Below are 10,092 nucleotides of genomic sequence, written 5' to 3'. Positions count from 1 at the left end.
TCGGGCTGTTGGAAGCCTACCCTGTAATCTTTGATTCAGGGTAGGAGTATGTCACAAGCCTATGGTCGATTAGATTGTGCCTTTAATAATGCTGGCATTGGAAAATCTGTTCCGCTTACTGAACGCTCAGAGGAGGAATGGGATGCTGAGACAGATGTTAACCTGAAAGCGGTCTGGCTGTGTCTGAAATATCAAATTCCGGCGATGCTCAAAACTGGAACTGGTGCGATCGTCAACATGGCATCTATGGGAGGTGCTGTTATCGGTGCATCTGGTTTTTCTGCCTACCAAGCCGCTAAAGGAGGAGTTGTTGGGTTAACGCGCTCGGCAGCGATAGAATATGCTGGACAGGGAATTCGGATCAATGCTGTCAGTCCAGGGCTGATTGCAACGGAAATCCTATCCAATGTTTCAGAAGATATGCTTCAACAAATGAGCAACGCAGTTCCACTTAAAAGAATCGGGGAAGCAGCAGAAATCGCAAATGCAGTTATTTGGTTATGTTCTGATGCTGCGTCCTATATCACAGGGCATAACTTAGTCATTGATGGCGGTTTTACTGTCCAGTAGAAAGCAGCATAATTCTTCTAAAAAAGGGAAAGTCAGGCAAATAGGCTTTTGATGGTGGCAGAGAATTTACAGATAGTGCTGGCTGTTAACCGTTAACTGTCAACAGTCATACTGACCAAGACTATGTTTATTTTGATTTTTTTAATTTCTAATAGATAAGCAGTGACTGAAGCTATAGTGGATCTAGCAATTTTGCTGTTGTGGCTTGGGTTAAGTCCTACTGCCAATTCCTACAATAAATAGTTTAGAAACACCCTGTAACTCGATGACAGGCAAAAACGCAAGACAGAATGCAATCCTGCGGCAAGTGTCTGGTATGGGAGCGTCTTTTGGATCGGAAACTCGCTACTCGCTGCTTTCGAGTCAAGAGGTAGTCATTGGACGTGATCCTAGTTCCCAAGTTGTATTAGATGCCATGTTGTACCGCATGGTATCTCGTCGTCATGCGGCGCTTCGTCCTCTTGCTTCATCCCCAGATGCACAACCGAACTGGATAATCTGTGATTTGAATAGTGCCAATGGCACGTACCTGAACGGACAACGGTTGCAGGGTTGTCAGCAATTGATCAGCGGAGATCGCATTACTCTAGGTCATGATGGTCCAGAATTCGTTTTTGAGTGTGAACTCAAAGAGCAACAAGCCACAGCGATCGCCCCAGCAGCAGCGACACCGCTTCCTCCAGCAAATAGTTACCCAACAGCGACGTCAACGTTTTACCAACCTCCTCCAAACCCCCCAAAGCCAGCAGACTCTATCAGCTTCACCCAGCTGTTTCCCATTATTTCTACTGGTAAAGATTTAACTCGTAAAGCTTACCTGATACCGGGAATTCTTACAGTTGTCTTCGTGGTACTGATGTTTGCCACGGTAGGTCAACCAGCAAATCAAGTTATAGTCGCCATTTATATAGCTTCCGCTGCTTACTACTTTATTTACCAGTTGTGTGGTAAACCAAAGCCTTGGTGGGTTCTGCTGGCGTCGGCATTGACGACATCGGTGATTTTGCTCACTCCGGTGTTGGATTTGTTTATCTTTGTGTTTCGTAATCTCTTGCCTGGTAACTTACCCTCAGAACAAGAGTCCATCACTTTCACAGAGTTACTGGTGCGGATGTTTTTCGGTGCTGGCTTGATGGAGGAATTACTCAAGGCAATACCTGTACTAGCAGCGTTTTTCATTGCTCGCGGACTACCTTCGCCGTGGCGGGAACGCATCGGTGTCGCAGAACCTCTTGATGGTATTCTACTAGGAACGGCTTCTGCTGTCGGCTTTACCCTGTTGGAAACTCTGGGACAATATGTGCCAACTATTACTCAAAGTGTTACAGCACAGTCGGGAATAGGAGCTGGTCAACTTGTGGGTTTGCAACTGCTGATTCCCCGAATTCTCGGTTCTGTTGCCGGACATATGGCTTATAGTGGATATCTTGGATATTTTATCGGGTTAGCGGTACTCAAACCTTCTAAAAGTTGGCAGATTTTAGGAGTCGGTTATCTGACAGCGTCTGGACTACACGCTTTGTGGAATGCAACAGGAGTTATCAACGGTTTGCTGTTGGTGGTTGTTGGGGTATTGTCTTACGCCTTTTTGATGGCAGCTATTCTCAAAGCTAGGGCGCTTTCACCAACGCGATCGCAAAATTTCGCTACCCGTTTTCTCGGACCTAAGTAAAGAGTGCCAACACATGAGGAAAATGAGGGAGAGAAGAGGGCAAATGATTTTTATCTCTTTCGAGAGATGATGGTCGTTTTGGCGCTAGCTAAGGTTACATTACACTGGATATTTCTGTCTTAAGATAGATGAAAACTTTCGCATTTTGAGATGCACAACAAAATTGCCGTTTCGGGTCAGAGCAACTTGTCGCCTCAATGAAATCAAAGCAGAAAAGAGAAAGTTGAAATTAAGCTTCGTCGTAAGACTTGTTTAGCTGATTGAGGGCAAAAGATGCAACGGCTAAACTGACTTTTGCCTTTTCAACTTCTGAAAGATTTGTCCACTCACGATTTTCTACGTTTTCTACCACCGAATTTACATTTTGCTGTTCGCCGCTTCTCATAGCGTAGGCAAAAGGACGCGCCATAACCAAAAGGTCATCTGTTTGCCAACTAGGTAACACAGATTCAACACATTGAACCAGCTGTTCGCCAATCGATTGCCCTGAATTAAAAATTTCAGCAGCTTTTTGGGCAATAACCGTTATCCAATCTTGAGGTACACTAGCGGCGAAACCAGCTTGTAAATTTTTTTGAAGATTCGCCACAACAGAAGATTTTGTAGTAATTTTATAGGTTTTGGAATTGAAATTATTAGACCAAAGGGTGTCTAAGCGATTGTAAAAATTTTGTGAGCGTGTTGTCAGTTCCTCATCGAGGACATCCTCTAACTGGAACTGCTGTTCTAGTTGTGCAAAATAGTTTTCTGATTCTTCGTCTGCTGGATTCCAGGGATATGTAGCATCTTCTGGTTCCAAGAGTGCTTCTAAAAGCTCTAAATCGACTTGAGGTGGTATGGAATGAAAAGTATCTGAACCGTTAATCTTGTTAGCCATGTCTCGCTCCTGTGGAATTATTTATCGGTATTGACAGCTACAGCTGCCAGGATCTCATTTCCGCAAAAAGAATGCAATTCTATCGAAAAGTGTTGGTTGACTTGGCGTTTGTTCAAATGCCAGAAAACCGATGTTTCCAATCTTTAAGCTCAAACATTCTCAATGATGAACTCCCAAGGTTGACTTTTCGTACTACCAAACTTTAACTGCATACCAGATTGTAAAGGGACTTCCTGACGATGGATTTGTTGCCAAACATTAGCGAGTAAAACCCAGGTGGTTCCGTAGGTGGACAAATCTTGCAGGTAATAGGTTCGCACTGGGGTAGATCCTGTCAGAGTATTGCGAGATAAGATTTCGGCATGACGTTTGGAAACTGAAGGTTCTGGAATCACAATATCATTGTCTGTCGTGCGACCGATGCGGGTGACTCCTGGTCGCAGTGACCAAGTTCTACCTCCTGGTGAGAGCGATCGCAAACAAGCATGATTGAGCATTGAAGCTATGCCAGGAATCGAAGTTTCTGGTAGTTCTGTAATCCCCTCATCAAAACTCTTTATAAGTTCACCATTATAATCTGGATGCAGGTAGAGAATTGGCAATGTCCAAGCGGGTTGATTGAACCTGTAAGTTGTCAATAGCTTTTGTCTTGCTTCCGCCACCGCTTCATCAATTGGTTTGCGCGATCGCAAAGCAGCAGCAAAAGCTTGAATAAAAGTGTGGCTTTCGTGGTCGGCTATTTGATCGCGCATTGCCAAAACCGCAGGCATACCTTGACGGATAAGTACTTCTGCCAAGCTGCTGTGGGACATAGCTAGGTGCGAAACAGCTGCTGGTTGTGCCCCCCAACAAGAATTGAAAACCGCCAGTTTCACACCACTATGAGTCAAAACTTGGGCTAATTCCATCCCATTGAGGGTCATACCTGGTCGCAAATACAGCAACCCTCCGTCTGCTCCAGGCGAACCGTGACCTGCGTAAAACAAGACGTTGTATGCCTTTGTTTCTAGCTGTTGAATCAACTCTTGTGGAGTGGGTTGCAAGAGTGTTGTCACCATACAGGGTGCGTAGCCACTATAACTGCTAGCTACAAGCGAGCCATTGGAAAGGGTTTGTTCTAGGATAGCTGCTTCTTTTTCAAGTTGCAGCTGCTGTTCATCTTGACCCAAAACCAGCAGTATGTTTAACCCTTGCTCTGCTCGTAAATACGGTAAGGGTTCGACTTCGCTGGTTGTGCGACTAAAGAGGATGTGTTGCGACAGAGAAATGGCAGATTGACCTGGTTCGCGCTGCATGATTTCCCAAGGCAGGGCAATCAGATCCGGGTCACGAATTTCTAGCAGCACGCGCAAACGCGTATGTTGACCCATAGCGATCCCGCGACTGCGTTCAAAGCTATTAAGAATTTGTCCGTCAAATACCCAATTCCACAGGCTGATGCCCAAGTATTGCATCAGACGGCTGCTGTAACTGGTCGTCTGACCGGAAGTTGGGACAACAAAATCCATAGGTAGAGGATTTGCCGCTTTGGGCGTTGCTTTTGGGGAAATCTCCAAGCGGCTGTGTTCGGCAAACATTTGCTGCCACTCAAGCCAAGCTTGAGACAGATGTGGAAGCCAGACGCAATCACGCAAAACATAGCCACTGGGATAGGGAGCGTTCACCACCCAAATGGCGAAACTGTCAGTGCCGGTGTTGACGAGACGGGCGATCGCCAGGTTAAGGGATGGCATGGATTCGTTAATCTAAAAGGTAAAATTAAATATCAAATAACTATTTTAAAAGGCAATTTTTTTTGCCTTTTAAGTTTTTTATTTAAAGTTATCACCTGTAATATTTCAGCCTTCTACCAGTTTATCGAGTTTTTGACGCTATGCTGCTCTTGGACTAGCAGGTGTCACCTATTTTAATACCTCACTGTTTGGGCACGGCTGGCTTAGGCTCAGTTGCTGATTCTTCAACAGTCGGCAGAGAAGCATCTTGCGGCTGACATAGGCTTACCACTTCTGGTTTAGCGTTGGGGAGATTGAACGATTTGAGTTTGGAGAATAAAATTCTGACTTCGTCCCCTGGGCTGAGTAAAGGTTTTTTGGCAACAGAAGTTGATTGTGAGTTTGAAGGACTTGCTTTGGCAACAATTGAGCAGACTCGCAAATAGACCCAAGTGTCTTTGTCTGTGTTCTGCGTCTTGAGAATTTGCAAAACAGTACCATTTGGGGCAATAGCTTGGGTTGGGGGCGTGGTCGTCCTCATGAATTCTATTTCGCTGTTAGTCTGAATCACCCCTCGTGCATTCACACTGGAATTGCCCGAACTGCCTTGAGAACCAGTTGTCACAACTGATGGTAATGGTGCGGCATCCGTAGGATTTGCTAGAGGTGAGGATTGAGGTATTTTTGGGATAGGGAGCAATCCCAGTCGCCACAAGTATCCTAATATACCACTCCCTACAAACAGCAGCAGAATAACAATCAACTGTAGCGGTAATTTTATACCTTTCGCGGGCTTGCTTGTTGAAAGGACGTGAGTTTTCTGGTTTTGGCTGTACTCTGGCCTGAGTGCCGTTGTTGGCTGGCTTTGGGCGGCTGTGGCTGCTGGTATTGTGGAGAGGTCAGCAAGCACGGTTTTGAGGCTTGACTTTGGTTCTGAGTATTTAACTTGGCAGTGTACAACTGCGATAGTGACGTTATCATGTCCATTTTGATTATTCGCTATTTCCAATAATTTTTCTGTTACATGTAATACATTATCTTTTTCAGTAATAATGGGTAAAATTTCTGTTTCCCAATATTGCTCCACCCGGTCAAAGTCACTCAAACCGTCGGAACACAGGAGGAAAATGCAGTCTTCGTCGAGAATAAACCGTTGTGACGTCGGATGCAATGAATTGCTAGCACTCATGCCTAATGCCTGCACCAAGGAACCGGATGCTCCCTGTTGGACTGCATCCCGGTATGTGGCATAGCCTAAGCGTACCTCACGCGAGGCAACATCATCATCTAGGGTGACTTGATAACAGCCGTGGCGTGTAATCCAGTAAGCACGACTATCACCAACGTGAGCAATGTACATTTCGTGGGCAATGGGCAATGCCATCACTAGGGTTGTGCCCATGCGTTGACGCCCTTGTCGATGTTCGTTGTCGTTGCGCTGGCTGATTTTGTCGTTAGCTGCTGCTGCTGCGCTTTCTAAGTCGGCAAGTAGAGTTGCGGGGTCTGTGTGCTCAGAGAACGCTTTTGTTAGGTCCTGCAGCTGCTGCTGGATGGTTTCAATGGCTAAATTTGATGCAACATTGCCTCCCTCGTGTCCGCCAATGCCGTCACAGACAATAGCCAGGGCTGTCGGCTGAGGAGGTTTGCTGATGACGCTGCCACTAGGCGGATAACAAGCATCTTCATTACGTTGGCGACTCGGTCCGGTATCGCTCTTGGTAGCAATTTTGATGACTGGTGTTTGGTGTTGACCTAATTGTGCCAATCCTCTATCTAGAACGGCAACAAGTTGCTCACCTGATTGTATGTCTTTGGCAATCAGAGAACGACAAATTTCACTCAAAAATTCGGCGATCGCTCCTTTGGCATTTACCTGTAACTGCTGCCAAAATTCCCCAAGTTGAGGTAAACCAGGGGAAGTTTGATTGTCCTGCTGCAATTCCACTAAACGTACTAAGGGTCCTTCTACTCTGACTAACTCTGGGTTGAGTAAGCTAGAGCTTACGCCTTCACTGGAGAGAGGTTGCCACAGATGAGCTATTTGCCACAGCCAATTGAGTTGGCGCATTGATGTTGCAGAGCTCCAAGCAGTGGTTAGCTCGCTTGCCAGCTGTACTTCCAACGAAGCTGTACTTTCTAGCACAGAAAGCGGAGGTTTTTCTAAAAGTAATATTTCTTTGCCAGAACTGCCGCTCACTGGCGGCAGCACTCCATACACCTGCGGTACGTGCAAGCGGTAGGCAAATAGCCGCAAGTAAGGTCTGATTGCCTGTAAATGTTCTACATTTGGTGTTTGAGGTAAGAACGCAGGCTTGGTATCTAAAAGAAGCCCTTTGCTGATAACCAGATAGCGATCGGCTAATAATTCTCCAGCGTTAGCCACGCTCTGCCCGTCTGCCACAGCCCAGAGGAAACGTTTGGGTAGGGGTGTGGAACATCGCAGGCAAAACTTGTGTGTCAGGGGATTTGGAGCTTGACAAAGTTCATTTGGGCAGTAGAGCGTTGGCGCATCATTTTCCATAGTCTTCGCACCGATCAGCAGATTGGCTTTGTTTTCAACAGCATTGGCAGCGGCACTGTTGACCGCTCATATCTGATATATCCAATTTTGGATCACGATTTTAACTTGCGGACGAAACTTAAGATGCTAAGAGTTTTGAAAAATTTGCTCAATGATCAACGAGGGAGATTTTCCAGTTGATACGCAACGCGACACACTGGAGCTACTCACACATACTTCCGCATTGAGCAGGCATCAAGCCGCTTCCACTGTCCTTTTCTCAATATGGCACGCACTAAACCACAAAGATGAGAAGGCATTGTTAAGTAACGCATACAGTCCTCAGGTTATTGCAGTTCTGTCTTAAGAGAACAGATATTGCAACAAGAGCGCACTTCACCAAAAATTTACACCTCTACCTAAAATCCCATATAACTTTGTGAAAGCTTCATCACCTCCCTTGTTCAAAGCTTGCCTGATCAGAAACTCTGTTTTCAATCACAAGTTTTTTTCTTTGCTTTTATTTTTCTTGTCATGTATCTCCAGATAGGGGGATCAGTGTGAATTAGCTTTACCTTACACTTTACACTCTTGGGAAAACAAATTATTCCATCAGAAAGAGGAGATAAGTTTGGTTTTTCCCTAGTTTATATGTATGTGGGAATCAATCAAGCAAGTTTAGTTAAGACCCAAAGCAAGTTATGGCGATCGCTTGCTCGTTGGTATTAAGTCTTAACAATAAACCTTATTTTAGCTTATTGATAACATCCCCACTTCAAACAGCATTTAGCACACTTAATTATTGGTGAGACAATAATGGAAGATAACCAACAAAAAGATATTCATCGTGCAGTTAACCCTGGTGATGTCATTTCTGAAGAACCACAAGCAGTTGAAGAGAAGGCAGAACAACTTGCCGTTGATTCTCCAGATATCACGGGAGATCATATTAAAGTTCCGACTTATTTTGTCGTTGACGAACCTGATGGCTCACAAAAACCTCTACATCATGTGAAAGATGCAGAAGAAATTTCTGATGTGATTCGACAAGCACGAGTTGACGAAGAAGGAAATAGGGTTTGGTCGTAGATATTTAACGGTCAGCAGTCAGCAATGAGCTTTCTCTTAGATAACTGCTGACCGTTTTCTATTGAGTCAATCTATCAGCGTTCTCTCGTTTAATGGTTAAAAATTCTGTATTACAAAATACTCCATAAGTACTACTAAAAAATCTGCATTATTGTTGTTAATTAATAGCAGTCTTCTGGCATTTATCGGTAATAGTTAGAAATAATAGTTATAAATTTTATACACAAATATTAAACTTGGTTAGCGCAACTGTTTTTTGAATTCATCAGTTGGCACAAGTATGGCGGATGAGCGCGTGGATAGTTGACTAAAATTCCTGTCAAGGTTGAACGGTCGATAGTCAACAACGTTGAGGCGTTTTTCATCTGACTTCGATTTTTGAGTTTACAAAATTTAACTAAATTTATATATTGCACCAAGCTTTAAAACCCTATTTTCTGCCTTCTCGTGACTTCCACGCTTTGGGGGTTGGGGGGTGGAGTGCATTTCAGTGAGTAAACTCATCGCAAGCAATATAAAACAAAAGTGACGTCCTCTCCCGCTAACCTTGCGGTGTAACGGGAGCATCCCAGACCTCACGATCCGGGTTTCCTGCTTCACAGGCTGGGTATCCCCTAAGCCTCAGCAGTCAGCAACGATGCGTCCACACCGCCGTTTGTACGAGTAACCTAAAAAGTTTGCGTACAACCAAAGGTAACTGATTTTACGCAACCAACCCGACAGACAAAAATATTTGTACTTCTGGTTGCAACCCCATATCAGTTGTCAAGGTTCAGACTTCCCCAGTGCAAATTACTGCCACTCTGAGTTTTTTTATTTTACCTCGAAACACTTATTAATCAAAGGTTTTACCTATGAAGATTCAAAGAAACTTGGTAATTATTGGGGTTCAATGCCCCAATAATTACCCCACAATTCCCCTCACCACCAACCTACGGTGTGGTGGGAGTACAATGCGCGGAGGTTTAGATGGACTAAAAAGGTATTGGTACTGAAGACAGCACGTGCTTTCGAGTTCAGCAGGGTAGGACTAGACCTCTTGCATAAGTAAATTTCATCTGCACGGCAGTTGCTACCCTTTCCTCCGGAAGGCAAGAGCGGCGAACGGGAAGCCGCCCTTCGGGCGTCTACAAATCCGACGATCAAACCCACGCAAGAGCCCATCTCCTACAGGCTGCGGTTAATTATTCATTTTTTTGGAATGAATGCAAGAAGTCTACTAATTGAGTACAACTAGCAAATATTGGCAGGCTGCATTGACGTTCTCACCGCCCGCTCATGTGCGGTGATTCTTAAAATCACTTTTAAGGTTTCCTCTTTCACCGACAAACCTTAAAATCAACTATCGATTGCTGGCAATGCTTAAACCAATTAACCGTTCAATAGAAGCAATTAACGAGGTTAATTTAGTTGCTCCCAGAGGGCTTTATCTCGAGAGGCTTACTAGGATACTGAACCTAGGGTTACCGTGCGCCCCACGATACGTTATAGACTTAAAATATTCTGTTTTCTGGTTTGTCTATCTGTCGATAGCGCAGCTATGTTTATCTTGGTTTTCGCTACCTAATATTTTGCTTTGAACAAGCTTTCCGGTTCAAGGAGCCTAAAGTCGCCACCACCGTGGGGATTCCAAGCATTAATATGGTATACCGCAAGAGCTCGCTTGGTGTAT

7 protein-coding genes are annotated in these 10,092 nt (G+C 44.7%); 4 read left to right on the top strand and 3 right to left on the bottom strand.

Annotated features, from left to right (window positions below):
* The first annotated feature begins 48 nt into the window (after positions 1-48).
* Positions 49-570 (top strand): SDR family oxidoreductase, encoded by a 522-nt coding sequence (locus AACT52_RS33150; RefSeq protein WP_083630700.1) that lies wholly within the window; start codon positions 49-51, stop codon positions 568-570.
* Positions 571-835: 265 nt separating this feature from the next.
* Positions 836-2,242: a PrsW family glutamic-type intramembrane protease gene (locus tag AACT52_RS33145; RefSeq protein ID WP_073634853.1), complete on the top strand. Its 1,407-nt coding sequence runs from the start codon at positions 836-838 to the stop codon at positions 2,240-2,242.
* A gap of 229 nt (positions 2,243-2,471) precedes the next feature.
* Here the strand turns inward: AACT52_RS33145 and AACT52_RS33140 are convergent, their stop codons facing one another.
* The 3 genes from AACT52_RS33140 to AACT52_RS33130 all read right to left on the bottom strand — a co-directional run bounded on the left by AACT52_RS33140 (position 2,472) and on the right by AACT52_RS33130 (position 7,352).
* Positions 2,472-3,119, bottom strand: coding sequence for a hypothetical protein (locus tag AACT52_RS33140; protein ID WP_073634852.1), 648 nt, complete (start codon positions 3,117-3,119; stop codon positions 2,472-2,474).
* A gap of 149 nt (positions 3,120-3,268) precedes the next feature.
* Positions 3,269-4,852: a CHAT domain-containing protein gene (locus AACT52_RS33135; RefSeq protein ID WP_073634851.1), complete on the bottom strand. Its 1,584-nt coding sequence runs from the start codon at positions 4,850-4,852 to the stop codon at positions 3,269-3,271.
* Positions 4,853-5,033: 181 nt separating this feature from the next.
* Positions 5,034-7,352 carry a PP2C family serine/threonine-protein phosphatase gene (locus AACT52_RS33130; RefSeq protein ID WP_083630698.1) on the bottom strand — a complete coding sequence of 773 codons (2,319 nt, stop codon included), beginning with the start codon at positions 7,350-7,352 and terminating at the stop codon, positions 5,034-5,036.
* A 570-nt stretch (positions 7,353-7,922) separates the two neighbouring features.
* On the opposite strand from AACT52_RS33130, the gene AACT52_RS33125 reads away from it, so the two are divergent.
* Together AACT52_RS33125 and AACT52_RS33120 are read left to right on the top strand one after the other, a co-directional pair.
* Positions 7,923-8,060: a hypothetical protein gene (locus AACT52_RS33125; protein WP_158054882.1), complete on the top strand. Its 138-nt coding sequence runs from the start codon at positions 7,923-7,925 to the stop codon at positions 8,058-8,060.
* 87 nt (positions 8,061-8,147) lie between these two features.
* Entirely contained in the window at positions 8,148-8,420 is a 273-nt protein-coding gene (locus tag AACT52_RS33120; RefSeq protein ID WP_073634850.1) for a hypothetical protein, read from the top strand.
* Positions 8,421-10,092 lie beyond the last annotated feature (1,672 nt).

The sequence above is a fragment of the Scytonema sp. HK-05 genome (genome assembly GCF_963872035.1).
In the GTDB taxonomy this organism is placed as follows: domain Bacteria; phylum Cyanobacteriota; class Cyanobacteriia; order Cyanobacteriales; family Nostocaceae; genus Kalymmatonema.
This window is presented reverse-complemented; position numbering and strand designations above follow the sequence as displayed.

Excerpts from the sequence above, each read along its gene's own strand:
- AACT52_RS33120 (WP_073634850.1), top strand. The coding sequence starts at position 8,148 with ATGGAAGATAACCAACAAAAAGATATTCATCGTGCAGTTAACCCTGGT.
- AACT52_RS33135 (WP_073634851.1), bottom strand. The coding sequence starts at position 4,852 with ATGCCATCCCTTAACCTGGCGATCGCCCGTCTCGTCAACACCGGCACT.
- AACT52_RS33145 (WP_073634853.1), top strand. The coding sequence starts at position 836 with ATGACAGGCAAAAACGCAAGACAGAATGCAATCCTGCGGCAAGTGTCT.
- AACT52_RS33130 (WP_083630698.1), bottom strand. The coding sequence starts at position 7,352 with ATGGAAAATGATGCGCCAACGCTCTACTGCCCAAATGAACTTTGTCAA.
- AACT52_RS33140 (WP_073634852.1), bottom strand. The coding sequence starts at position 3,119 with ATGGCTAACAAGATTAACGGTTCAGATACTTTTCATTCCATACCACCT.
- AACT52_RS33150 (WP_083630700.1), top strand. The coding sequence starts at position 49 with ATGTCACAAGCCTATGGTCGATTAGATTGTGCCTTTAATAATGCTGGC.